Below are 25,009 nucleotides of genomic sequence, written 5' to 3' on the forward strand. Positions count from 1 at the left end.
TTGATTTGCTGTATTTAACTCGCATATATTGTTTGATGAGAACATTTTTTAAATGAATACCCCTTTTTGCCCTATTTAGCCCTAAGTCCGTTATAATAAACGCGCTATCTTTGATCATCTCCCCCTTCAAAAACAGTGGAAAAGTTGAATATGTCTGAAAACCGTAAACCTGAACAGGGTGTCAAACTTCGTGGCGCAGAGAAAGTCGCTCGTATTCCTGTAAAAGTGATCCCTACGGTTGAAACACCGCGTAAACCGGACTGGATTCGCGTGAAGATGGCAGCGCCGGAAGAAGTGCAACGGATTAAAACAACACTTCGCGAGCAAAAATTACATACTGTCTGTGAAGAAGCAGCCTGCCCTAACCTGCCTGAATGTTTTGGTGGCGGCACTGCAACCTTTATGATTATGGGGGACATCTGTACCCGCCGCTGTCCTTTCTGCGATGTAGCACATGGCCGTCCTAATGCACTCGATGCCGATGAACCGCGTCATATGGCAGAAACCATTGCCAATCTTGGTTTAAAATATGCCGTAATTACCTCTGTCGACCGCGATGACTTACTCGATGGCGGTGCGCAGCATTTTGTCGACTGTATTAAAGAAGCACGTGCGCTCAGTCCAAAAACCTTGCTTGAAATTCTGGTACCGGACTTCCGTGGCCGCATGGATATTGCGCTGCGTATCATGACCGAATGCCCGCCAGACGTGTTCAACCATAATATTGAAACTGTGCCGCGCTTATACAAAGCCATGCGCCCAGGTTCTGACTATCAGCACTCTTTAAACCTGTTAAAAATGTTTAAAGAATACTGCCCGGACATTCCAACCAAATGTGGTTTGATGGTCGGTATTGGTGAAACTGAAGAAGAAGTCCTTGCACTGCTGGACGACCTGCATGCACATGGCGTGGATTATGTCACCATTGGTCAGTATCTGCAGCCTTCAAAAGAACATGCTCCAATTGATCGCTTCGTAACACCTGAAGAGTTCGAGCGTTATACCGAACACGGCCAAAAACTGGGCTTCCGCAATATCTGGGCGGCACCAATGGTTCGTTCAAGTTACTTTGCCGACCGTCAATACTACGGCGAACCGGTTCCGGCAGTACGTCGTAAAGCCGATCCTGCCAAGAAAATTGCTGTACAAGCCATTGAAGCTTAAAATATGCAAGTGTTGAAAAAGGCCTTCTTATGAGGGTCTTTTTTTTGCCGAATCAAAAATCTTTCTACGATTAAAAATTATGAAAAAATATTTGTATATAAAAATGTATTCGCTGGAACGACTGCTTTAATCATATTTTAGACCCAGGAAATTCGGTCGCCTATCTTCTGTTACATACCTGCCCATACAATAAAAACGATCTAGAGCATCGCTGGTTTTAATTTCCAGATAAAATTTTCAGTATCTGTCTTCATTCTTCTCAAACTAAGTCATTACTTATTTTCACATTTCTTTGCGTGTTCTCACTTGAATACTGTTCATATTTCAAACAATCTCGAAATATAAGATTGCTTTAAAAATATATACTGCTATCGCTTAAAAACGACAACTCTTGCAAGAACATCTAGTGCTATCCAGCATGATTATAGTGAGTCAAGCAAATATCTGAACACTGGAACTAGATGTACAATACTGGAGAAATACAATAATGCTCTTTCTTTTTGCTGTACTGATTTTACTGTTAAGTGTCTGGGCTATTTTTTATTTCCAGCTCTCCCGTAGCACGGGTGCAATCGCACTTATCGTCGTCTCAATTGTCTGTGCCTTTATCAGTCCATGGTCACTCCTGCTTGGTATTCCGCTTATTCTGGCCAGTCTGGTGGTACTGATTGAACCACTGCGTCTGGCATGGATTTCCAGACCGGCCTATAACGCTCTTGCCAATGCCATGCCCAGCATCAGCCCGACTGAACGTGAAGCACTGGATTCCGGCACCAGCTGGTGGGAAAAAGAACTGTTTATGGGTGCACCGAACTGGGAAACATTTAACAGTTATCCCTATCCAAAACTATCGCTCGAGGAACAGGCTTTTCTGGACAATGAAGTCGAAAAACTGTGCAGCATGCTGGATGAATGGGAAATCTATCAGCAAAAAGACCTGCCTGAACCGGTGTGGCAATTTATTAAAGAGCATGGTTTTCTCGGCCTGATTATTCCCAAAGAATATGGCGGTCGTGCTTTTAGCTCTTTTGCCCAAAGCCGGATCATGAGTAAAATCGCCTCCCGCTCCCTGACCACAGCCGTCAGCTGTATGGTGCCCAACTCATTGGGCCCCGGTGAATTACTCCTACATTATGGCACCGAAGAACAGAAAAACCGTTACCTGCCAGGTTTGGCCAAAGGCGAAGAAATTCCCTGCTTTGGTTTGACCAGCCCTGAAGCCGGCTCTGATGCAGGTGCCATTCCCGACACCGGTGTGGTCTGTTATGGACAGTTTGAAGGTCAGGAAGTGCTGGGACTGAAAATGAATTTTTCCAAACGCTGGATTACCCTTGCCCCGATTGCTACCGTCATCGGTCTGGCTTTTAAAATGTATGATCCAGATAAACTACTCGGTGATCAGACCGAATATGGCATTACCTGTGCGCTGCTACCGGCCAGCCATGCAGGAGTAAAGATTGGTGCGCGGCATAATCCCGGCCCACCATTTATGAATGGTACAGTTGAGGGTAAAGATGTGTTTATTCCCCTCGACTGGATTATTGGTGGCGTTGAAAATACCGGCAAGGGCTGGCGTATGCTAATGGAATGTCTGGCAGTTGGTCGAGGTATTTCATTACCGGCCCTGTCTACGGCAACAGCGGAAATGGCCTATTTAAATGTTGGTGCCTTTTCGCGGATTCGCCAGCAGTTTAAGATCTCTGTGGGGAAATTTGAAGGCGTTCAGGAAGCCAATAGTGAAATTGCCAGCGAAACCTATATGCTGGAAGCATTCCGCTACTTGGTGACTTGTGGACTGAATCAGGGTGGCAAACCGGCCGTCATGACCGCAATTGCCAAATATTATGCGACTGAATCGATGCGTCGCGTGGTGAATCTGGGTATGGATGTGGTCGGTGGCCGGGCCATTCAGATGGGGCCACGTAACTTTTTATCACCTTATTATCAGGCTGTTCCAGTCTCAATTACCGTCGAAGGGGCGAATATCTTAAGCCGTTCCTTAATGATTTTTGGTCAGGGTTCCATGCGCTGCCATCCCTATTTATATGAGGAATTACAGCTATTGCAGGCCGAAGACCGTGAATCTGTTTTAAGAAACTTCGATGATCTGCTATTTAAGCATCTGGGCTATACTTTTAACCGCAGCGCCCGCTCCTTTGCCTATGCCTTGAGTGGCGGTTCTGCTGCTGCACCGCAAAGTGCCACCGACTTTAGCCGGCCTTATTACAAAACCATCAATCGCCTCAGTGCCAATTTTGCCCTGACTGCCGATATGTGTCTGGGCTTATTAGCCGGCGATATTAAACGCAAGGAGATGCTGTCTGGACGACTGGCCGATATTCATGCACAGCTATTCATTGCATCGTCAATTCTGAAATTTTTTGAACACAGTAAAAAAACCGAAGCTGAACGCCTGCATGCCCAGCTTGCAGTAGAAAAATCGCTATATAAGGCACAGGAAGCATTTTTTGATCTGTTTGAAAACTTCCCGGCCACCATGACATCGGGACTGGTCAAATTGCTCTGCTTCCCATTTGGTCGCCCTCTGAAAAAACCATCTGACCAACTCAAGCAGCAGGTAGCAAATAGCATGATGGAAGACAACTCATTTCGTCAGGACTTGCAGCAACATGTTTATTACAACACTCTAGACGATGACATGACCGGTCGTATGGAATCGACATTTAAGATGTTGCTTGAGATTGAGCCGCTGTGGGATCGCTTTAAAAAGGCTGAATCCAAGGGACAGTTCAAAGGTTTAAGTTTTGAAGAACGTATCGCAGATGCACAGCTTAATGGTTTTATCAACGATGCTGAGGTAGGAAAACTGCTGACTTATAATGCCAAGCGTTTTGACAGTATGCTGACCGATATTTTTGATCTTGAGCTAAAAGAAACCTTGCCCCTAGATAATCCACATCATGTTCATGCTTCTAACATACAGGTCGATCAGCCTGCACCGGCTGAACTACATAAGACCAACTCTGCTCCGCTTGCTACGCTGGCGGGTGATCACAAGTCCGATGGCAAAGAAGCAGATGAGAAAGAACCCTTTCTACGTTTTTAAATAACCTATTCTTTTAAGTTTCTTTCAAGTGGCTTTCCAGCCACTTTTTTGTACGACCATTTCATAATAGTAGACAGCTCGGAAACGATTAAGCTAGAGCAATAATAAAATCAGGGAAATAAAATGTCACAACAAGATTATGATAATGGTCTAAAGGTGCGTACTGAAGTCATGGGCGAAAGTTTTGTCAAACGTGCGCAGGACAATACTGTACCTTTTACCGAGCCTCTGCAGGACTGGATTAATGAGCATGCCTGGGGTTCAACCTGGCAGCGTGAAGGTGTCTTAACACGTAAATATCGCTCTCTCATCACGATTGCATTCTTGACGGCACTAAAAAGTCCGACTGAATTAAAAGGCCATATCCGGGGTGCATTGAATAACGGTGCCAGTGTTGAAGAGATCCAGGAAGTGTTATTACAGAGCCTGCCTTATTACGGCGCACCTGCTACCCAGGAAGCTTTCCGAGCAGCGCTTGAGGTGATTCAAGACTATCAGGCAAATCAGCAAAATTAAAAATAATTCTTTTTGCAGAATAGGATTGCGCCAAAAATTCAAGATTCTTGGCGCATTCGGATCAGATTTTTTGACTGAATTGATACTGTGATTTTTGCACAAATCATCTAATTAATTCAGCACATTGCTTGATTTAATTCACTAATCTGCTGTATCGACTTTTGATATTTGCAGGATTGGCTATGCCCAATATTCGATATGGTCAGGTTTTGGCAAAATGCTAGAATTCTAATGACGGCCTGTGTGCTTATAGATGAGTAGATGAAAATCTGCTGGTCGCGGGATTGGGTTTTACCCAAGCTCAATAAACACACAGATAAGCAACTTATACTTTAAATATGAGTGCTATACAGCAAGATATATATCGCAATTCTGCTACTTCTAATCAAAAGTGAAAATTATAGCCAGTACACATTAAAGCTATAATAAAACTCCAGCACTTCAAAACGTACGTTATAGCCCAGTTCAGTCAACTCGGCAGATAAGGCCCGAATGTCTTCTAAAGGCAGATGCTTCGGAAAAACAGTAATCACTGCGGTATTTCCCTGTCTGGCATTTTCCTCAATTAATTTGGCTAAACGTGGCTTGTAGACTTCAATATTTAAATTAGCCACATCTGATAAAACCTTGGCCTGATCCGCTGTCATAAAGCTCATATTTGTCTGCTCTTCTTATGTAATTTGATTAAATTAAATGATTTATATCAAGCCTGATATCTTATTTTTGTATCAAATCAGATAAATAGATGACATAAAAAATCCCTCATGGGAGGGATTTTTTAAATCAATGCTTAACAGGCTTACTGGCCTGGTAGTGGAATATATTGTGAAGAACTGCTTTGTGCTTTACGCTCAGTCACCACAACTTCCAGCAGCATCATTTTGCCGCCACGTTCAATTTCAATCTGGATGGTGCTATTCGGCTTTTGCAAGGCTACAAAATTAATCAGATGTGAAGCCGAATTAATTTCTTCTTCATTCACTTTCATAATTTTATCGCCACGCTGGATTCCCGCTTTCGCTGCCGGTCCATCCGCCAGTACTTCTGCGACGGTGACACCTTTTTCTTTAGGCTGCAACACATCATCACGTTCTGTCGGCAATAAACTGATGCCTAACCAGCCACGAACGACACGGCCATCTTTCAGAATGGCATTCATCACCTGCTGACAGATTTTGGCTGGAATCGCAAAACCAATCCCGAGTGAACCGCCAGTTTGCGAGAAGATTGCCGTATTCACCCCAATCAGGTTACCAGCCACATCAATCAAGGCTCCGCCTGAATTGCCCGGGTTAATCGCAGCATCGGTTTGTACGAAGTCTTCATAGGTATTAATTCCCAGATCTGAACGACCTGTTGCCGAAATAATCCCCTGCGTTACGGTTTGACCCACGCCAAACGGGTTACCAATGGCCAGAACAACATCACCCACTTCATTGCCACTCAGTTTAAACGGCAACACCGGTAATTGATCCAGTTCAATTTTAATCACGGCCAGATCGGTATCTGGATCTGTACCCACAACTCTGGCTTCGGCACGTCGTCCATCCTGCAAAGCCACCACAATCTGGTCTGCCTGTGCAATCACGTGGTTATTGGTCAGAATGTATCCATCCGGACGCACAATCACCCCGGATCCCAGACTGTTTTCGTTCGGACTTTGTCCAAACTGATCGGGCAACTGGTCGCCAAAAAACTCGCGGAATACCGGATCTGTCAATAATGGATGGGCCTGTTGTTTGATTTTTTGAGTGGTAAAGATATTGACTACAGCCGGTGCTGCCACTTTCACCGCAGCACTATAGGAGACCACGCCTCCTGAACGCGAAGTATCAATCAACGGCTCTACTTTTTCAGCAGGCATCTTTACGCCATCTGGCGCAACCGGTGCTTTGGGTTTTTGCAGCTGTTGCCACCCCACAAAACCGATAATAACTAAAATCAGTAATATCCAGGGCAACCATGTAAAGGTGCGACGCACGTTGTTATCCTCTAAAATATTTTAATTCGTTGATGACTAAGTAATTTGTATTCTATTGTAATGCCAAATACATAACTAAACACAAAATATTCCACAGAGTTTTGTGCAGCTTTAGTTACAATTCAATCTACAGATAAATAGTGACAAGTTTTTAAACAAACAGGAATTTTATGGCGAATTTGAACGATATTATTCAGTGGTGCGACCAGACTTTAGCATCTCACGAGTTTAAGGATTATGCACCGAACGGTTTACAAATCGAAGGTCGTGCACAGGTCAATAAAATCCTGTGTGCCGTAACAGCGTCCCAGACCGCGATCGAAGCTGCAATTGCACAAGGTGCGGATTTACTGCTGGTTCATCATGGCTATTTCTGGAAAGGCGAAGCCTATCCAATTACCGGTATGCGCGGAAAACGGATCAAGTCCTTAATTCAACATGATATCTCACTGGTGGGCTATCATTTGCCTTTAGACAGTCATCCAACCCTGGGGAATAATGCTGCCATTGCAGACTTGCTTGAGCTTGAAAATATCGAACAGCTTGATCCGAGTGAAAAATGCCCGATTGGCAATATTGGCTATTTAAAACAGCCCATGACTCCAGAAAACTTCAAAACTTTTGTTTCGGAAAAATTAGGCTTTGATGCAATCCATCTACCTGCTGAAAAATCATTGATTCAAAAAGTCGGTTTTTGTACAGGTGGTGCACAGGATTATATTCATAAAGCTGCAGCACAAAACTGCGATGCTTATATTTCAGGTGAAGTGTCTGAACGTACCTTTTATGATGCTCAGGAATTGGATGTACATTATTACGCCTGTGGTCACCATGCGACTGAAAAATACGGTGTACAACGCCTGGCCAAGGCTATTTCAGAACAGTTTAATATTGAGTATGATTATTTCGAATTAAACAATCCGATTTAATTCGACTGACGGTTATACGCAGTGGCTTTATTCATATATTTTCAGGCTTTATTCTGTATTGTTATTTATACACGATGCCCATTTCTGCCCGATTATCTATTACAATAAAGCCACTTATTGTTAAAACCCAGCAAAATGCAAGGAATTGAAAACATGACAACCATTACTTTACCAGCATTACCTTATGGCTACGAAGATCTTGCTCCGCACATCAGCAAAGAAACTTTAGAATACCATCACGACAAACACCACAATACTTATGTGGTTAACCTGAACAACCTGATCGCTGGTACTGAGCTTGAAGGCAAAACTCTAGAAGAAATCATTAAAGCAACTGCTGGTGATGCTTCTAAAGCAGGTGTTTTCAACAACGCTGCTCAAGTATGGAACCACACGTTCTACTGGAACTGTATGGCTAAAAACGGTGGCGGTAAAGCTACTGGTACTTTGGCTGCAAAAATTGACGAAGCTTTCGGTTCTTACGAAAAATTTGCTGAAGAATTTGCTGCTGCTGCAACGACTCAGTTCGGTTCAGGTTGGGCTTGGTTAGTTGCTGACGAAGTAAACGGCAACCTTTCTATCCTGAAAACTTCAAATGCTGATACGCCAATGGCGCACGGTAAAGTTGCAGTATTGACGATTGACGTTTGGGAACACGCTTACTACATCGATTTCCGTAACGCACGTCCTAAGTACATCTCTACTTTCCTGGAAAGCCTGGTAAACTGGGATTATGCAAACGCGAAATATGCAGGTCAGCCTGCAGGTGTTGAGAAATAATATTTTATTTCTTCACTAAAAAAATCACCCATTTCGGGTGATTTTTTTATTTTTATGTCCTAAACGAATATTTATAAAGCAAACAATTCATTTCTTTACATTAATTGATTGACGGCCTGGTGATTCATCCCTAAAATGCCGATCAGATTCTCCAATAGCTCAGTCGGTAGAGCGACGGACTGTTAATCCGCAGGTCCCTGGTTCGAGCCCAGGTTGGAGAGCCAATCTATTCTCCCATAGCTCAGTCGGTAGAGCGACGGACTGTTAATCCGCAGGTCCCTGGTTCGAGCCCAGGTGGGAGAGCCAAGATTCTAAAAAGTCTACTCATGATGCAGTAGGCTTTTTTTATGTCTATATTTTTTAAATCAAGATCGTATTCATTTCTATCGCTTGAGCAGCCAGTCTATTCTAGCCAGCAAGCTGCCTGATCATAAGCACTGCTCATCGCGGTTTAATCTTGCTCTTGGCATTACACAAATATAACATTTTGAACTACAAGCCTTTTCGATTATTTTTAAAACACTTGATTCAATTTCTGCAGCTTTTTTTTAAAAGTGCCTTGACCCCTTTTTAAATCTCTCTATAATCGCTGTCAGATTCTCCAATAGCTCAGTCGGTAGAGCGACGGACTGTTAATCCGCAGGTCCCTGGTTCGAGCCCAGGTTGGAGAGCCAAATCTATTCTCCCATAGCTCAGTCGGTAGAGCGACGGACTGTTAATCCGCAGGTCCCTGGTTCGAGCCCAGGTGGGAGAGCCAAGATTCCGAAAAAACCCACTCATTACGAAGTGGGTTTTTTTATTCTTCCCTATTTGTGATCTGTGTTTAATTTGAGTCAGTTTATATTTTTTGTGATTGGCTGCCTGGCAACTTTTGCATTAGTTTGCCTGCTCTTCCCGCATCTGTTTACCCGTCAAAAGAAATTTTATCCAAAACGTGTGATTACTGCTTTTGAAAGCAGGATGTTTACACGCCTGAAAGAAGCTTTTCCACATCATCATATTTTGGCTCAGGTGGCTTTTAGCGCCCTGATTACCCATGATCAGATGAACATGCGCAATCAGTTCAACCGTAAAGTGACAGATTTTGTGATACTTGATCGTGAATACAATGTACTGGCCATTATTGAGCTGGATGATCCCAGTCATATTGGCAAAGAGCAGGAAGATGCGGAACGGGATGCCATGCTGATTGCAGCAGGCTATACCGTGATTCGCTATACTCAGATTCCAAGTATCAGACAACTGCAAAGAGATTTAAGATAGTTTAAGGTGAAGTTGCCACGCTTTCAGATGCAGCCTGGGTCGAGTTGGCATCCTGTTCAGCCTTGAGCTTTTCCGCAGCTTCTCGCGCTTCAATCCGCGCAATCATCTCTGCCTGTTGCTGCTTGTATTTTTCCTGATTTTTTGCATCACTATTCACCGCAAGAAAAGCCATACTAATTAAAAATACCGGAATACAAAGTGCAAGCGTACCGAAAATCAATAATTTTTTGATACTGCGGGGCTGTGGCTGCTCAGACATAACAAACCTACTTTAATTTCGTAATTTAATTGCAGTGCCCAATATAACAAAATAAAGTCATCACTCAAATCTTTGCAAAATTTTCCTGCAAAAAAAGGAGCCGAGGCTCCTTTATAGATTCTTAGATCAGCATTTGAACAAGGATATTCTTTACTTAGCCGGCATATATTTTTCAATAAATGCGACTAGATCAGAATTTTTCTGCACAATTGCCTCAGTATGTCCTGCACCCTCAACCCCAAGGAAAGTTACATCTGTACCTAAAGCTGCCAAATTCTTTTGCAAACTATCTGTAACATCATAAGGTACTGCCATATCATCCTTACCTTGAATAATCATGACAGGGACATTGATTTTTTTAGTTGCAGGTTGATTTTCCTCCAAAAACTCTCTCACAGATTGGTTTTGATCAAAAGTATCTATCAGCCCCGGATATTCAGCCACTGTGCTTCCAGGATTTTGCTGCAACCACGCATCTATATCTGCACTGAATTCTGTCATTAAATCGCCTAGACACAGGCCATTTTCACCAGTGGTTCCTTCTGCACGCTCAGCAACCAGTCCTGAACTAGATTCAAAAACATCCTGATATACAAAGTTTGGTTCATAGGCTTTAATTCCAACTGCTACATATGCCGCATAGGCAAGCAGTTCCGAATACACAGCTCTGGCGGTTCCTGCAGGAACAACACCAGCACTTTCACCCAAAACCAGTCGATTTAAAGCCTGGGGTGCAACTGTACCAATGATATAACCCAGACTGGATGCAGGGGCTGCAGCAACCGCTGCCTTATAGTTTGGATCATCTCCTGCAAATTGTGCTGTTGCAAGCGAAGCGTGTCCCCCTTGCGATTGACCCACAGAAACCCAGGCGCCATTAAATCGACTCCCTTGCTGCTGCTTAAATCCTCTTACTGCATAAATTGCAGATTGTGCCGCACTCTCTAGATGCAAGTAAGGATGAATGCCCTGTGTACCCAACCCTTCATAATCAGGTGCAACAATCACATAACCTTTGGCAAGCAAACTTTCAGCCATGGCTTTAAAACGTGGGTTAAAAGCATTTCGGCTTGGTGCACAACTGTCACCACTACCCACCGTGCCATGCTCCCATACAACGACACGCCAACCATCTCGTGGTTGTGGTACTCGGGGATAAATCACCAAGGCAGTCGCTTCTGCCGTTTTACCCTGTACATTTGGCATGTTATAACGCATGACCCGAATACTAGATGCTTGAGACATCACGTCTTGAGTATATGCTTGTTCACTGAGAAAAACCTGGGGCTGCGGGACAAAGAAATCATTGTCATCATCATCGTTACACGCAGATAAAAAAAGTACTGAGGAACACAGCACACCCAACATCAATTTTTTATAACCGTTCTGCATATTGCTATCCTCTTATTGTTATTCCCTATCTCTTTCGAGATCATTCAAAATTAAGCATAAAAAAAGCATCCTTATAGGATGCTTTTGTTATTATCCGATACACGGTCATTATCTGAGAGCAAGCAGTATTCCTGCAAAAATAATCAGCCCGATCCAGCGGTTATGGCGAAATGCCCAAAAACATAGTTGTGGATTTTTATCTCGTGTTTTAATCCATTGGTAAATAAAATCAGCAGCAACCAGCAAAAGCGCCAACAAGCCAAATGGAAGCAATAAATTTTCCAGCCAAAGTGCAGCAGCAATCAATACAATACTGCTCGCCTGTAAGGCACTAATGATTGCAATATCATGCCGGCCAAATAGGATGGCAGTCGATTTCACCCCAATCTTTAAATCATATTCACGGTCTGCAATCGCATATTGGGTATCGTAGGCCACGGTCCAGGCCAGATTACCGAAATACAGCAACCAGCAGGTTAAATCGGGAGTTTGCCCGACTGCGGTATAGGCCATAGGGATGGCCCAGGAAAATGCCGCGCCCAAAAATACCTGAGGCAAATGAGTGTAGCGTTTCATAAATGGATAAATGAACGCTAACAGCAAAGCCCCAAAAGACCAGTAAAAGGTTTCGATCGGCAGGAAAAATAACAGACAGGCACTAGCCGCAACCAAGACCAGAAATACCATAATCGCTTCTTTGGCACTGATCACACCGGTGGCCAGCGGACGGTTTTTAGTACGCTCCACATGCGCATCAACCTTACGATCCGCAAAATCATTAATGGCACAACCCGCCGCACGCATAAAAATCACCCCCAGAATCATGGGAATCAAAATTTCAAGGCGTGGCATTCCCTGAGCTGCAATCCAGAGTGCCCACATGGTTGGCCAAAATACCAGTTCAGTACCAATCGGTTTATCAAAACGACAAAGATAATAATAGGCGTTAAGACGTTCACGCCAGGTAATTGCTTGTGCGATTGCCATAAAAGTCACACCTGTGAATTTTGTATAAAATGTTCAAATGCCGGTAAAAATGTTTCTTGTACGATAAATTTACAGCCATGCCAAGTATAGCAGCTCTGACGGGTCCAGCCGTCTTCTAACAGCACAATCCGGCGTTGGCACAGTGGGTTGGTGCGCTGAAATAGAAACCAGCCAATCGGTTTGCTACCAATATGCTGAAAAATTCGGGCTTTTTTTTGCAGGCTCAAGATCGGAAAAATACTTTTAGCCTTGACCCACGGCGTCTGCTCCGAGCCATACAGATAGCTTTCACGCACCCAGGAGGTATGCTGATGTGACATCTGCATCCATTTGGCATCAGCAAAACTTAAACGCTGAAAATGCTCCTGGACCGGTTCAACATGAAATTGCCCCTGGGCCAAATCGGTCAGTTGCTGCGTCAATGAGCCTGATGCATATAACCAATGTTTTAACGCAGGAGATAGAGTCTTATTTATTCTGACTTGCACAGAACCATCCGTTTTGGTGACCATCATTAACCATGATCTGCTTTAGCAATCACTTCAAATTTACCTTGTGGGGTTTTAATTAAAATCAAGCCTTCCGCACTTAAATAAAACTCTTGTGGATAGTCGAATGTAAGTGCCAATTCAGGATTTTTCAGTTCAATAAACTGTGCCTGTTTATAACCTTCAATGGTACGCCCTACTTCCAGATAGGTAACTTCAGAAAAATTTAACTTAAAACCTTGCTCATGGTCTTTAGGATCATTCCAGGGAAAAAATCCGGTATGCTTTTTACGTGGTTTGGCCATAACAATCTAATTCAACATTCTTTTCTTTATATTAACCCAATATAGAAAAAACCCGCGACAAGCGCGGGTTTTTTACAGTGAAATTCTTAAAAGAATTACAGGCTGTAGTACATGTCAAATTCAACTGGATGCGTCGTCGTGTTCAAACGGCGTACTTCTTCAGTTTTAAGCTCGATGTAAGCATCCAGCATTTCTTTAGTGAACACGCCACCTTTAAGCAGGTAATCATGATCTGCTTCAAGTGCTTCAAGCGCCATATCAAGGCTATGTGCCACTGTTGGGATTTTAGCTTCTTCTTCAGGAGGAAGATCGTACAAGTTTTTGTCAGCCGCTTCACCTGGGTGGATCTTGTTCTGGATACCGTCAAGACCAGCCATCAACAATGCAGCGAAACCTAGGTACGGGTTCATCATTGGATCTGGGAAACGAGCTTCAATACGTTTGCCTTTCGGGCTAGAAACATAAGGAATACGGATAGACGCAGAGCGGTTACGCGCTGAGTAAGCCAGCATGATTGGTGCTTCGAAATGCGGAACCAGACGCTTGTACGAGTTTGTAGAAGGGTTGGTCAAAGCATTCAATGAACGCGCATGTTTGATAATACCGCCAATGAAGTACAATGCCATTTCTGAAAGGCCTGCATATTCATCACCAGCAAACAGGTTCTTGCCATCTTTAGAGATTGACATGTGAACGTGCATACCAGAACCGTTATCGCCAACCATTGGTTTAGGCATAAAGGTCGCAGTTTTTGCATATTGGTGCGCAACGTTCCAAACAGCATATTTGAACTGCTGCACTTCGTCCGCTTTGCGAACCATGGTGTTGAAGCTCACACCAATTTCTAACTGGCAAGATGCAACTTCGTGGTGATGTACTTCTACACGACCTGGACCCATGATGTCTTCAATTTTTGCACACATATCTGCACGCATATCATGTGAAGAATCTACTGGAGGAACCGGGAAATAACCGCCTTTTACACGTGGACGGTGACCAGAGTTACCGCCTTCGTAGTCTTTGTTGGTAGACCAGGCAGCTTCTTCAGCAATCAATGTATGGCGCGCGCCAGACATGTCGATTTCCCATTTTACTTCGTCAAACACGAAGAATTCTGGTTCTGGACCAAAGAATGCTGTATCACCAATACCTGTTGATTTCAGGTATTCTTCAGCACGGCGAGCAATCGAACGCGGATCACGGTCATAACCTTGACCAGTTGAAGGCTCAATCACGTCACAAGTCACAACAACTGTAGGCTCAGCAAAGAACGGGTCGATGAAACCAGTTTCTGCATCTGGACGTAAGATCATGTCAGATGCTTCGATGCCTTTCCAGCCAGCGATTGAAGAACCGTCGAACATTTTACCGTCTTCAAAAGTATCTTCGTCGATTGTATCTGCTGGGTAAGTCACATGTTGTTCTTTACCTTTAGTATCCGTAAAACGGAAATCGACCCATTTTGCGCCACTTTCTTGGATGAGTTGAAGGACTTTGTTCGCCATGCTCATTTTGCTCCGATGAATTTTTGTTGCACTCGTTACGTGCGTGTTAGTAGTTGGTAGTCATTAAGCAATTACCGTACCAACTATTAAAAGTATAGATAAAATCTTGAAATCTATATAAGAAATCATGAAGTGACAAAAATACTTTGCGGCTATTATACTAGCTGAAAAACTAAATGCACTATATTCAAGCATTCTTCATTTATTTTATTTCAGCTTTATTTTTTAGCGCACCTAAATAGTGCAATCATCTATAAAAGTGTATTTAAAACATAATTTTTTATATCAAATTTGCTGCTTTTTCGTATTATTGTTTAAAATCCATCCTAATCTTGCTAAAAAGCACATGCTTTCTGATGGTTTTAGGTAAATAGAAAGCTTTGGCAGAGTGTGGTGCAGGTGATTATTTTGAGGCATTTTCTTTAAATGGGCTTGCTAAACGACAGTCTATATAAAGCTTAATTATTCAAGTGATGCTTTTTTCGACAGCTCAACCCTCCATATTCTCGCTTAGATTTTTAATATAAGCTTTTTCCTAAGTTGTCATCTTAATCTTTCTAAAAGTTAGCTAATTCCTTTAAGTTATGTTAAACCTTTATTCAAGTTAATAAAGCTGCCTTCAGGCCAATAAATTGGGCAAAATTGTTGCGCCGAATGCGGCTAATTTTTGCTATGATGAAGCGTGCTTTATTTTCACACAATGAAATCAATGATTTAGTCGTGTCACAACAGTGCTTGCAACAAGCACGAATAAAGTACGATCTGGACAACTTTAGCACAGTTAAGTGCATTAATTTCAATAGGTTAAGCTCATGCTTTTAATGGTCGAGAATTATCATAATAATTAAATACTGTAAAATGCTATTAAATTAAAATCCCTATGTCTTTATTTTCAAGCCTTTCCCGTTAAATACCATAAAATAGAATTAAATTGTATTAATCGCTTTTGTGAGTAATATAGTGAGTAACCACATTTAATCTCTTGCGTTACTCACATGCTTAACGATACCAAGCTAAAAAAACTAAAACCAATGGAAAAAGCATACCGTATTGCTGATCAAGGTGGGCTGTGTATTGAGGTTCGTTCGACCGGCACAAAGCTTTGGCGTGTACGCTATCGTTATGCGGGTAAGGCCTCGATGATTAGTCTGGGTGAATACCCTATCGTAAGCTTGGCGGAAGCCAGACAGAAGCAAGATGAAATCAAATCACTACTCGCTAAAAATATTGATCCAGCCGTGCATCGTCAACAAGAAAAAGCTGCTCTGCTGTGTGATGAAAGTAGTTTTGAAGCTATCGCAAAGGAATATGCTGCGGATCGACTAAAGGATAAATCTCAAACCTATATAGATGCCTTTCACCGGGCAATGGAAAAGGATATCTACAAAGTCATCGGACATAAAAATATTAAAGATGTGACCTCTGCTGACGTTTTGAAGATTATGCAAAATACAGTAAAGCGCGTTAAGGGTCAGGATAACCGTGGCACTGGTGAAGTCACAGCAATTGAAAATAGGAAGAAGATTGGCTCTGTGATGAGATATGCCATTGCTACATTAAGAGCTGAGAATGATCCAACCTATGCGGTACGCGAAGTTATTGCACGACCAGATGTAGAGCATGCAAGACCGTTAAGCCCGGCCGAACGGAAGGTATTTAGAGCGCGGATCGATAGTTATGGTGGCGCCGAGTCGACGGTCAATTCTATTTTATTTTTGTTCTACACTATGCTTCGCACAATTGAGGTGCGCCGACTGCAATGGTCATTTATTGATTTTGACGAAAGGACTATTACTTTTGAAAAGCAAACTAGGGAGCAACTTAAAAAAGGCTTGCGACTGACCAAGAAAAATAGGACTCATGTGGTGCCAATGTCTGAACAGGTTTACCAACTCCTGCTCAAGCAAAAAAAGCTTACTGGCCGGAAAAAATATGTTTTTGAAGGTGTTTATAATGGCGGGATGATGCCAGCCACTACAGTCAACCGAGCATTGCAGTACATCATGCAGAATGTCACAGCACATGACTTTCGGGCTACAGCATCTACACTACTTAATGAACTTGGCTATGATGAAAAGTGGATCGAAACTCAACTAGCCCATGCTGATGAAAATAAAACTCGTGCATCGTATAACCATGCCAAGTATCTAGCAGATCGTAAAAAAATGATGCAGGATTGGGCTGACATTGTGGATGGGTGGAAGGAATGAAAGAAGCTCAAAAAACTATAGTCAATGCGCTGGCTGTTATGATAATTGCAACACTGTTTTTCTTTGCTTTGACATTCATATTGTTTGATTTTTTTAAGGCTGGGACATCATTAAAAGATGCTTGGGATGTGCTTGGGAGTTTCTTTGGTGGAATAACTACATTGGTTGCAGCCTATATTGCTGCTCAACTATTCAATGATTGGCGGGTGGTTAAACAATATGAAATAAATCATCAATATGTTATTTCAATAAAATCTAAAATGGCTGAGTTACGATCCTATATCCGCAATCAGAGAAATTCATTTACAGTGATTCAGCTGAAGTTGAAAAGAGAGAATTTAACTATTAAAGAATACCAATCTTTAAATATAGAAGTTCAACAAACAATTAAAAACATTATCGGCATTTCTGTGGAAATAATTCTTGATATGCAAGAGATAAACTATTTAAAAACACAGAACTCGAAAAGTGACCTAGTCGCCCGCTTTGAGGAAAAATTATCTGAATTACAAGATAAGATAAAGACTGAAGAATACTATTCAAACTTTTGTTCAGTAGATAAGCATGTTGTTTTCGAAAGCTGTTTTAAATTTATAACTAATGATTTTCAAACTTTTGTATACGAGGATGTTTTTATTAATTACCTAGAAGACCTAAAAATATAAAAATATAAAAATTAAAATAACCAAAGCCCTCAAGTGAGGGCTTTTTAATTCACGCACTGTACACATACGGTGACATGAACCCTAGTTGAAATCGAATGAGCTGTGCAGCCCGATAGGAGGAGGCACAGCAAAATGCTTCTTACACCCATTGGCGCAACTTCACAAGATGAGCTTTACGATCTGCAAGACCATTGGTGCCGCCATTGATCCGGCGCGTAATGGTCAGCACATCATCTTTATCAGCCAAGGCATTTAAGCCATTATCAGACCAGAACTTACAAGCAACTATAAGGCCTATGCTTGGAATTGCCACAACTTCAGGATTGTTTTCAAAGTCGATGCCGAGTTGCTGACCATACTTGCGATAGTTTGCGCGGCCAGTCAATTGAATTGGGCCACGACCTTTAAACCGTTTCCCATCTCCTGCCTGAGTATTACCCAAATCCTTTCGACCTTCATACGCCGCACCTGATGCAATTTCTTCCATATAGCGGAAGTTGCCGGACTCATGTGCCAGCTGTGCAAGAAAGTGAATAAAGCGAAGTGGGTTGTCCAGGATGCCATAGGTACGCATGTGAACATTGGCAGCAAGACCGAGTTCTTCAGCGCGTGCTTGGCTGGCACCCAACTTCTTAAATACCGCAGTCAAGGTGCCACGGCCAATAATGCCATCATCATGCACGCCTACTACTTTTTGGAGTTTTTTAATTTGAGTGATGTTCATTGAGTGCCATCCTCTTTGACCAGTTGTGGTTGTTTCACCAGTCGGGCCAGCTGCCCTGCAATCACCAATAATAAACCAATCCACTTAATTGTTTGTGGTGCCAAGAAGGGGAAATAGTCCGCAGCATGAATCATCCACCACGCTGTAATTTCACTGCCATATGCAAACCATGCAGACAATAAAAAAGCGCCTAAAGCGCTCAATCGGATGGACCAGAATTTATACCACTGTCGGGCATTATCTACTAATTTCATTTTAAAGTTTCCTCAAGTCGTGTGACTTTCTCTTTCATTAGTGATTGTGTTTGATTGATTTGAATGATTGATGCGCCAACCCAAATACATGCGCCGAGAATCGAACCACCACAAAGGCCGAGCAAAACCCTTAAAACCCCAAGGCCCCCATCCTGAGTCGCAGACTTGTTTTCAAGGCTTGATACCTTTAACTCAAGGGCATCAAGTTCTTTTTGGATTTTGGCAATTGCATTCTCATGGTGTTCGTTAATGAAGGTTTGGCGTGCAACATGTTCCAGGATCAATCGAATGTCTTTATGGATGGAGTCAATCTTTCCCTCCCATCCATTATTGTTGTACGGCCTATTTTCAGGCATACATCCCCCTATAAAATTGGCATTAAAAAAGAGCCTTTCGGCCCTGGTGGATAATTCGACATTGCGCCCCCTAAATTTTGGTAACAAAAAAGCACCTAAAAAGGTGCTGTTATTTGGTTAAATTTAAACTTCTATTTCTGAGTGCTGACCAGTTGGTGCTGGTCGCAAGATCACCTGATTTGAGATAAATACTCTGGCACCTAAATTATAAGCTGTGCCAGATGTGCAAAGGACTGGACCAGATCCACCATCAATCTGAACCCGATACTCTGGATGCCTCACTGATGTAATGGTGCCAATGTATTCGGCATGGGCTGGATTAAGCAACTTACGCAATTCAAATAAAGGATTATTCACGACTGATACGCTCCACGGTAATGGTTTCATTCACCTTTTCATGCGAGAAACTGCCACTCACCCCATCAATCACGCCCCACCACTGGCCATTAAAGGCAATCGATTTACCGGGTAGCATCTCGCCAATTTCTTGACTGACCGGAATATCTGAGAAAGTATGCAGCTCCTGAATGTTGGCTTTGACCAGTTCATTTTTGCCGAAACTCGCACCCGATACCACATTAAACAATGGACCAGTGCCCGCTTCTAACGGTATATCACCCGAAGTACCACGCTGCTGTACTTTCAGACTTTCACCGCTACGGCTATTCACCACAGTAATGGCATTAAAGTCAGCAATGTATTCATCGTTCTGTTTGATATTTTGCTGCATCACCAGGCTTTCAGATAACAGAATATCGTAATCCCCTACCGTCATCGTATCCCAGTAGCCTTTCTGGTACCGGGGTAAAATGGTTAGTGTATTGCCTGCTTTCTGGCTATAGATAAAGCCACCGCCTGCATCCACTACCTGTTTGATTGCATCGATGGGTGCAAGTTCTGCATAACTCAGGCTCTCAATCGGTACAATCCAACCCAGTTCATCAATCAGTTTCCAATCCAGGTTGGTACCGCTATTCGCCCGATCAATTTCAGCCTGCACCAGTTGAACAGAGGTACGCTCATTGTCCTGAATAAATGAGCGTGTTGTCCCATATTTATCTGAGTTCAAAGCAGTAACACTTCTCCCTGGATAAGTGTAAAGAACACTGGCAAAGCGCCGGGTTTCTTCTGGATCTTCCAGCAAAATATGATGCTCAAATCCATTGATCGTAACTTTAAGGATAACAGGCTGACCATTGATTGGTTGCAGCTTATCTTTTTCGGTATGAGCAACTGTAATCGAGTAGGTCCAGCACCACTGTGATCGGCTGGTACTGTAACTGCCATCCATGACCTTGATCTTCTCGCCGGTATCCAATCGCTCGGCTGTTAATGTATTCACGATATACCACCAGTTCCTTTTCGGCAGTGCTGGAATACAGTCATCTGCACCAAAATTTAAAACAACATTGTGTGAATCAACGTCATGACAGAGACAGATAAAGTTTAAATCTGTACTGCCTTCATATTTGGGTAATTCAGGCTTTGGCCAAGGCAAAACCGGATGCTTGCGATAATGAATCGCTTTGGCTTTATCCCAAGGCAAATCTGACTTGGTGACAATCTCAAGGCCTTTATCCCACTCAAATGAGAATCGCTTTTCAAAGACTTGAGCCACTTCATGTGAATAAGTAAAAGTCTTACGCCGACGGATCATTTCCTGCCAGACTGTTTCCCTGTTATGACGCAGCTTAATTGTTTCTTCATGCAGGTAGCGCTGGTGAATAAAGCGTTTATCGCCTTCTTCCCAAATGACATACGCATCCGAACTTAAACCGGTTGCTTGCTCATGAAGGGATCTAATCGCCCGGGTTAATGATCCTGCCTGCTCATACTGAATATTTGCCTGATTGGAAATCACCAAGCCTTGCTCATAAAAAAGAGCCTCATTCGAGACTCTTAATATTGGCTTGGCCCATGGTACTTCTGTGGTACTCAGACAAGCAATGGCCTTCTGATATCGCATGTCAAAGCCATAAGACACCCCCACCAGATGATTGATATCGAATAGCGCCTGGAATTGGGCATTAAATCCGGTTTGAATCACAGCATCCACTGCACAATACTGATCAATTCGGACTGCAGCCAATTCAGCTATAAAGCCGGTTTGCAGCTGTACATCTAGCTGAGCAGACTGGCCTGTAACCGCACTGAACTCCGCATTAAACCCGGTATTGATCCATGCATCCAGTACATCATTGCTGTAGCTGACTGCCTTAATTTCCGCAACCAATGCTGTACTGAAAACCGCATCCAGAGAGGCAAGATTTTGACCGTCACTACCGAAGTTAAGATCAGTGGAACCTGTGACGGGATCTTTAAAATTAAGGTTTACTTGGTGGCCATCGGGTGGAATATAGTTCGACACATGTCCACCTCATTTATGTTGATGGTCGTAGAATCAGTGAATTCATCATAAGAGTGCTGCCCAGCACTAAATTAGGATTTGCCAGAGTTATGTCAGATCCAACCGCAAAGTCAGCAACTGCTTTCCCTTCACCATTGAATAAACGCGCCCAAACTGCAGTACCTGATTTTATAACTGTCGCCGCATCTGTCTGATTCAGCTCAACGTAATCGGTATGCACCTGTTTAATTGAGGGTTTAGGCAGCGTTAAGGTACCCAATCTGGCGCTATTGTTTGCCGCTACCGTTACATCTGCAGGCTTTGCATCATCATAAAAAATAAAGGTAGCATTTGCGCTACCTTGATCTAAAAAGTTTGCTAGTGCCTGAAGTTGGGCCAGTCCGGCAGCTAAAGAGGTTTGAATCATTTGGCTACCACCTTATCTGAAATCACTGCGTTATATTCTTCATTTGGATCAAAGGCCACTACAAAGCATTCCAGCCCAACTGCAATATTGCGAAATGCATAGGAGCCATCAGTTTTGGATTTGGTTTCCCAAAGCAATTGACGATTATCCCTACGGAATACACAAACAGGGACTGGTGAGTAATTAGTACCCACTTTTTTGGTTGTCCCTTTGATTTGCCCGAGGCCTTGATCAGGGCTTAACACCGTTAATATTGTTTTCGGTAGAGATAGTGTTTTAACTTGATACTGCGTTAGCATGGTAAGATCTGCTTCGTAATCCCCAAGAAAAACACGCATAATTTTAAGCATACTTAATTGGCTCCACTGGAATTGCATAAAAAACTTGGTTTCCAGGTGATTGACTGTTTACAGACAAGTAATGCACAACAATATCACTATCTAAGTCAATATCCTTCGCGAGAAATGGTGAATTACCTCCTCCTATCGCTGGCGCATTTAAAGTCGCATACTTTAATCTAAAGATTCCTAGCATCACTCCAATCAATTGTCCGTTTGCTCTGTGATAAAGCATCATAGGTTCTGCGCTTGTTGTATTAAACCCCAATATGTCACTATCATAAAATGAGCTTGCGGCTTGGTTTGGAGTATCAAAATTTACTGCCCCTTGAGATGAAGTTAATACAACCGCATACTTGCCCACATATGCAAGCTCATTTGTTTGCACTAGATACGAAGATGAACTAGCTGATGATGCTTGATTACCACGACTCTCACCTATTACCACAACCTTTTGCGTATCAACAATTGTTGAGCAAGGTACAACCCCCGCAATTCGGGACTGTCGATTATCGCTACTGCCGTTATAGTTAAAAATTACGTGATACTTGCTTCCCGCCACCAAAGCTTTTCCAAAAGTTGACAATCCTTGACTGTATGTATAGTTATTGAATGTACTGTTTGCTGCGTTTGTAAACTCCCAAGCAAAAACATTTGGCGTTTGTATACCTGATGTTTGCTCTAAAGCAGAACTATCTGTAATAACTCCTGTTGCTTGATCAAAACTACCGCCGACGCAAGGGGCTACACTGTTTCTGTATGCCACATTGTTTTGAAAGCACAGACGTAAAAAAATATCAGACCCATCAAGTTGTTTAAACTTGTAAATATGCACATTGGAGTTTTCATACTCAAGCGACCACCCCAAACTCGCTATACGCGTCGTAAATCCAGCCAACACTACACTTGGCGCACCATCAAGCGTAAACGTCACCGTGTTAGTTGTGACGGAATCAATCCAGAATTCACCATCGTTGATCGAGGCTAGAGTTCCTGAATCCACCTTTAACACACGATCAGATGCATATCCATGCACACCACCGTATGTAAAAGTGACTTGATTGCCTACTACAGCTACACTTGTGACTGTTTGTACGTTATAACCAAGCGACAACATCTTCTTAAAACGATCTGGAAACAGGTTTTTTGAGCCTGCGCTAAAATCCAGCCCAACATCAGAGAAATCAAAAAGTTTGGTTTGTGTCTGCTTCATCACCATATTCTTTTACTCATAAAAAAGACCGCACAAAGCGGTCATATTCGATTTGGATTTTAAACAACGCGATCAATATCGCCACGTAGCATGATCTGGAATTGGTCTGACAATACGGCTGGTTCTGACTGTTTTACGGTGCGAATCACCCAGACAGGGAAATTTGCGGCCACGGTATTGAAACGCAGGACATTTCCATTGGCCCAGCCTGTACCCCAACCTTCTTTTTTAATAATGAAGTATGGAACTCCAGTGACTGGATTTAAGGGCGCATAATCAACACTTATTGAGCCAGTAAGAACCAAGCGACCTATATATTCACCTACACAATAGAATGTTTCATTGCCTGTGAATACGATTGCCCAGCGTTCCTGAATCGCACCCTTATTCATCACTTGAAGTGGGTAAAGCGAATCGTTGAAATTTGCGGATATGCCTGCACCAGTTGGCTCATCATTCCAGATGCTATTCCAGGCTTGCTGTACAAACTTACGGGTATAACGCGCCTGCATATCCCCAATCACTAAAGCAGACCCAACAATGGTATCCACCGCATCATAGTTATGGGTTAAAGGCTTAGTAAATGTCAGCTGACCATTGATCTGCACATCACGGATCAGACCCATATCCTGATAGCGGTATTTAACTATCAGCGGTGCGACCAGATTACCCAGCACAAAGTCGCCACCCAGCGTCACACGACCATAGTCATAATCGACTGTGTAGAGGTCAAATAACACCTTCGTGCCATTTGCATCTTCAAGTTCAGCCCATGAAATGCGCTGATCATTTAGATCGTATGTGGTTCCAGCACTCGCACTTGGCAGCTCTTGCGCTTTGCTTGAGCTGACAATACCAATACCACCAACCCGGAAGATCGGCACCCGACCATCAATCGGCAAGCGTGTAGCAGACAGACCTAGAATTTCAGAGTCTAGTGGGATATAGGTATAAGCCACAGCGTTATAACGCACTGATGAAGCATCGACCCAGACCGGCACATTGATATAAGTATCGACTCCCTCCTGATATTCCAGCAGCGGGTCATACCAATCGTTTGCCTCAATTTCCGCACGGTTAGCTTCGGTGATTTTGGTTTTGGTATAAAAGTAAATCGTGACAAAGCCATTATCCCAATTGACCTGACCATGCGCCCGGCTGGTTTCGATCACCCCATTTTCATCAGCGGTCAGTGTTAGCTGGCCATATTCAAGTGATGTCACCACGATAGTCATCGACTGCGGGCGAACTGGGATAATTGGTGTTCTAAAGCTGATTTTATTGATTGGTGGTAAGTTGGTCGTGGTAATTAGCGACTCAAGTGTCAGTGAATTGGCTTGCCCTGGTGTCCATGAGCTCAGTTCAATTTCACCAGTGCCAAGGCGAATTAAACCCGATTGAATACCACTACCATTGCTCGGATTGATATCACGATAAATCAAACCATCTCTATCAATGAAGGTGCTGTCACCGAGTTTAAAGCGCACCGATCCAGATAAAATCTGCTCACTAAAGCCATAGGTGAGATCAAATTTCATTGCATCTGCTTGCACAGTTTCGGTTGAGCTATTGGTACCCGATGTATCTCGATAATGTGCCTTAATCCCGGCAGTTTCGCTATAGGCTTTATATGTCGTACTTGAAAGCACCACATTACTTGGTTGCGACTGATAAATTGTCATAATTTCACCTATTATGCTGAAACATAGCCAGCCCACGGGTTGACTTGAATTTTGTATTGCGTTACAGCACTTCCACTCACGGAAGGTGTGGCGGCTGGCGATCCTGAGTTTGAACTACCTATGGTTGCACTATTTACCGGTGGCTTAGCTACTTCTT

At 43.0% G+C, this 25,009-nt stretch carries 25 protein-coding genes and 4 tRNA genes; 12 read left to right on the plus strand and 17 right to left on the minus strand.

What is annotated here, in order from left to right; all coding sequences use genetic code 11:
• Positions 1 to 150 precede the first annotated feature (150 nt).
• The 3 genes from lipA (at position 151) to AC3IT7_RS09475 (ending at position 4,747) form a co-directional block, all read left to right on the plus strand.
• Complete coding sequence (lipA, locus tag AC3IT7_RS09465; protein WP_489248280.1) at positions 151 to 1,164, plus strand: lipoyl synthase; 1,014 nt, start codon at positions 151 to 153, stop codon at positions 1,162 to 1,164.
• 487 nt (positions 1,165 to 1,651) lie between these two features.
• On the plus strand, positions 1,652 to 4,231 hold the full coding sequence (locus tag AC3IT7_RS09470; protein WP_489248281.1) for an acyl-CoA dehydrogenase: 2,580 nt from the start codon (positions 1,652 to 1,654) through the stop codon (positions 4,229 to 4,231).
• A gap of 123 nt (positions 4,232 to 4,354) precedes the next feature.
• A complete protein-coding gene (locus AC3IT7_RS09475; protein ID WP_489248282.1) occupies positions 4,355 to 4,747 on the plus strand; it encodes a carboxymuconolactone decarboxylase family protein in 393 nt (130 codons plus the stop codon).
• Between the two features lie 398 nt (positions 4,748 to 5,145).
• On the opposite strand, the gene AC3IT7_RS09480 is transcribed toward AC3IT7_RS09475, so the two are convergent.
• On the minus strand, positions 5,146 to 5,403 hold the full coding sequence (locus AC3IT7_RS09480; protein ID WP_475655182.1) for a hypothetical protein: 258 nt from the start codon (positions 5,401 to 5,403) through the stop codon (positions 5,146 to 5,148).
• 143 nt (positions 5,404 to 5,546) lie between these two features.
• Positions 5,547 to 6,728: a trypsin-like peptidase domain-containing protein gene (locus AC3IT7_RS09485; RefSeq protein ID WP_489248283.1), complete on the minus strand. Its 1,182-nt coding sequence runs from the start codon at positions 6,726 to 6,728 to the stop codon at positions 5,547 to 5,549.
• Positions 6,729 to 6,898: 170 nt separating this feature from the next.
• Between AC3IT7_RS09485 and AC3IT7_RS09490 the strand changes: the two genes are divergently transcribed.
• The 7 genes from AC3IT7_RS09490 to AC3IT7_RS09520 all read left to right on the plus strand — a co-directional run bounded on the left by AC3IT7_RS09490 (position 6,899) and on the right by AC3IT7_RS09520 (position 9,700).
• Positions 6,899 to 7,657, plus strand: coding sequence for a Nif3-like dinuclear metal center hexameric protein (locus AC3IT7_RS09490; RefSeq protein ID WP_489248284.1), 759 nt, complete (start codon positions 6,899 to 6,901; stop codon positions 7,655 to 7,657).
• Positions 7,658 to 7,810: 153 nt separating this feature from the next.
• Positions 7,811 to 8,437: a superoxide dismutase gene (locus tag AC3IT7_RS09495; RefSeq protein WP_475655185.1), complete on the plus strand. Its 627-nt coding sequence runs from the start codon at positions 7,811 to 7,813 to the stop codon at positions 8,435 to 8,437.
• Positions 8,438 to 8,585: 148 nt separating this feature from the next.
• Positions 8,586 to 8,661: transfer RNA gene (locus AC3IT7_RS09500), tRNA-Asn, on the plus strand.
• Between the two features lie 6 nt (positions 8,662 to 8,667).
• Positions 8,668 to 8,743, plus strand: a tRNA-Asn gene (locus AC3IT7_RS09505).
• A gap of 292 nt (positions 8,744 to 9,035) precedes the next feature.
• Positions 9,036 to 9,111: transfer RNA gene (locus tag AC3IT7_RS09510), tRNA-Asn, on the plus strand.
• A gap of 7 nt (positions 9,112 to 9,118) precedes the next feature.
• Positions 9,119 to 9,194 (plus strand) — tRNA-Asn (locus AC3IT7_RS09515).
• Between the two features lie 62 nt (positions 9,195 to 9,256).
• Complete coding sequence (locus AC3IT7_RS09520) at positions 9,257 to 9,700, plus strand: DUF2726 domain-containing protein (protein ID WP_489248285.1); 444 nt, start codon at positions 9,257 to 9,259, stop codon at positions 9,698 to 9,700.
• 1 nt (position 9,701) lies between these two features.
• On the opposite strand, the gene AC3IT7_RS09525 is transcribed toward AC3IT7_RS09520, so the two are convergent.
• The 6 genes from AC3IT7_RS09525 to glnA form a co-directional block, all read right to left on the minus strand.
• Positions 9,702 to 9,959: a hypothetical protein gene (locus tag AC3IT7_RS09525; protein WP_475655187.1), complete on the minus strand. Its 258-nt coding sequence runs from the start codon at positions 9,957 to 9,959 to the stop codon at positions 9,702 to 9,704.
• A gap of 150 nt (positions 9,960 to 10,109) precedes the next feature.
• Positions 10,110 to 11,351 (minus strand): alpha/beta hydrolase family protein, encoded by a 1,242-nt coding sequence (locus AC3IT7_RS09530; protein ID WP_489248286.1) that lies wholly within the window; start codon positions 11,349 to 11,351, stop codon positions 10,110 to 10,112.
• 108 nt (positions 11,352 to 11,459) lie between these two features.
• Positions 11,460 to 12,338: a 4-hydroxybenzoate octaprenyltransferase gene (gene ubiA / locus AC3IT7_RS09535; protein ID WP_489248287.1), complete on the minus strand. Its 879-nt coding sequence runs from the start codon at positions 12,336 to 12,338 to the stop codon at positions 11,460 to 11,462.
• A gap of 5 nt (positions 12,339 to 12,343) precedes the next feature.
• Positions 12,344 to 12,850 carry a chorismate--pyruvate lyase family protein gene (locus AC3IT7_RS09540; protein WP_489249999.1) on the minus strand — a complete coding sequence of 169 codons (507 nt, stop codon included), beginning with the start codon at positions 12,848 to 12,850 and terminating at the stop codon, positions 12,344 to 12,346.
• 2 nt (positions 12,851 to 12,852) lie between these two features.
• Positions 12,853 to 13,131 carry a hypothetical protein gene (locus AC3IT7_RS09545; RefSeq protein WP_475655191.1) on the minus strand — a complete coding sequence of 93 codons (279 nt, stop codon included), beginning with the start codon at positions 13,129 to 13,131 and terminating at the stop codon, positions 12,853 to 12,855.
• A gap of 95 nt (positions 13,132 to 13,226) precedes the next feature.
• Positions 13,227 to 14,642 carry a type I glutamate--ammonia ligase gene (glnA, locus tag AC3IT7_RS09550; protein WP_489248288.1) on the minus strand — a complete coding sequence of 472 codons (1,416 nt, stop codon included), beginning with the start codon at positions 14,640 to 14,642 and terminating at the stop codon, positions 13,227 to 13,229.
• Between the two features lie 989 nt (positions 14,643 to 15,631).
• Here glnA and AC3IT7_RS09555 point away from each other — a divergent pair.
• Together AC3IT7_RS09555 and AC3IT7_RS09560 are read left to right on the plus strand one after the other, a co-directional pair.
• Positions 15,632 to 16,846, plus strand: a complete 1,215-nt coding sequence (locus AC3IT7_RS09555; RefSeq protein ID WP_489248289.1) for a tyrosine-type recombinase/integrase — start codon at positions 15,632 to 15,634, stop codon at positions 16,844 to 16,846.
• On the plus strand, positions 16,843 to 17,511 hold the full coding sequence (locus AC3IT7_RS09560) for a hypothetical protein (RefSeq protein ID WP_489248290.1): 669 nt from the start codon (positions 16,843 to 16,845) through the stop codon (positions 17,509 to 17,511). Before AC3IT7_RS09555 ends, AC3IT7_RS09560 begins: the two co-directional genes overlap by 4 nt.
• 139 nt (positions 17,512 to 17,650) lie before the next feature.
• Here the strand turns inward: AC3IT7_RS09560 and AC3IT7_RS09565 are convergent, their stop codons facing one another.
• From AC3IT7_RS09565 to AC3IT7_RS09605, 9 genes are all read right to left on the minus strand, one after another.
• On the minus strand, positions 17,651 to 18,235 hold the full coding sequence (locus AC3IT7_RS09565) for a glycoside hydrolase family 19 protein (RefSeq protein WP_489248291.1): 585 nt from the start codon (positions 18,233 to 18,235) through the stop codon (positions 17,651 to 17,653).
• On the minus strand, positions 18,232 to 18,489 hold the full coding sequence (locus tag AC3IT7_RS09570; RefSeq protein ID WP_489248292.1) for a DUF7940 domain-containing protein: 258 nt from the start codon (positions 18,487 to 18,489) through the stop codon (positions 18,232 to 18,234). Before AC3IT7_RS09570 ends, AC3IT7_RS09565 begins: the two co-directional genes overlap by 4 nt.
• Positions 18,486 to 18,845 (minus strand): hypothetical protein, encoded by a 360-nt coding sequence (locus AC3IT7_RS09575; protein ID WP_005103701.1) that lies wholly within the window; start codon positions 18,843 to 18,845, stop codon positions 18,486 to 18,488. The genes AC3IT7_RS09570 and AC3IT7_RS09575 overlap by 4 nt, the downstream gene beginning before the upstream one ends.
• Before the next feature lie 123 nt (positions 18,846 to 18,968).
• Positions 18,969 to 19,202, minus strand: a complete 234-nt coding sequence (locus AC3IT7_RS09580) for a hypothetical protein (RefSeq protein ID WP_489248293.1) — start codon at positions 19,200 to 19,202, stop codon at positions 18,969 to 18,971.
• Entirely contained in the window at positions 19,195 to 21,213 is a 2,019-nt protein-coding gene (locus AC3IT7_RS09585) for a hypothetical protein (protein ID WP_489248294.1), read from the minus strand. The genes AC3IT7_RS09580 and AC3IT7_RS09585 overlap by 8 nt, the downstream gene beginning before the upstream one ends.
• Positions 21,214 to 21,226: 13 nt before the next feature.
• A complete protein-coding gene (locus AC3IT7_RS09590) occupies positions 21,227 to 21,619 on the minus strand; it encodes a hypothetical protein (RefSeq protein ID WP_489248295.1) in 393 nt (130 codons plus the stop codon).
• Positions 21,616 to 21,969, minus strand: coding sequence for a carboxypeptidase regulatory-like domain-containing protein (locus AC3IT7_RS09595; protein ID WP_489248296.1), 354 nt, complete (start codon positions 21,967 to 21,969; stop codon positions 21,616 to 21,618). Before AC3IT7_RS09595 ends, AC3IT7_RS09590 begins: the two co-directional genes overlap by 4 nt.
• Positions 21,962 to 23,170, minus strand: a complete 1,209-nt coding sequence (locus tag AC3IT7_RS09600; RefSeq protein ID WP_489248297.1) for a hypothetical protein — start codon at positions 23,168 to 23,170, stop codon at positions 21,962 to 21,964. Before AC3IT7_RS09600 ends, AC3IT7_RS09595 begins: the two co-directional genes overlap by 8 nt.
• A gap of 59 nt (positions 23,171 to 23,229) precedes the next feature.
• Positions 23,230 to 24,852 carry a hypothetical protein gene (locus tag AC3IT7_RS09605; protein WP_489248298.1) on the minus strand — a complete coding sequence of 541 codons (1,623 nt, stop codon included), beginning with the start codon at positions 24,850 to 24,852 and terminating at the stop codon, positions 23,230 to 23,232.
• Positions 24,853 to 25,009 lie beyond the last annotated feature (157 nt).

It is taken from the genome of Acinetobacter sp. KH_038 (assembly GCF_057839405.1).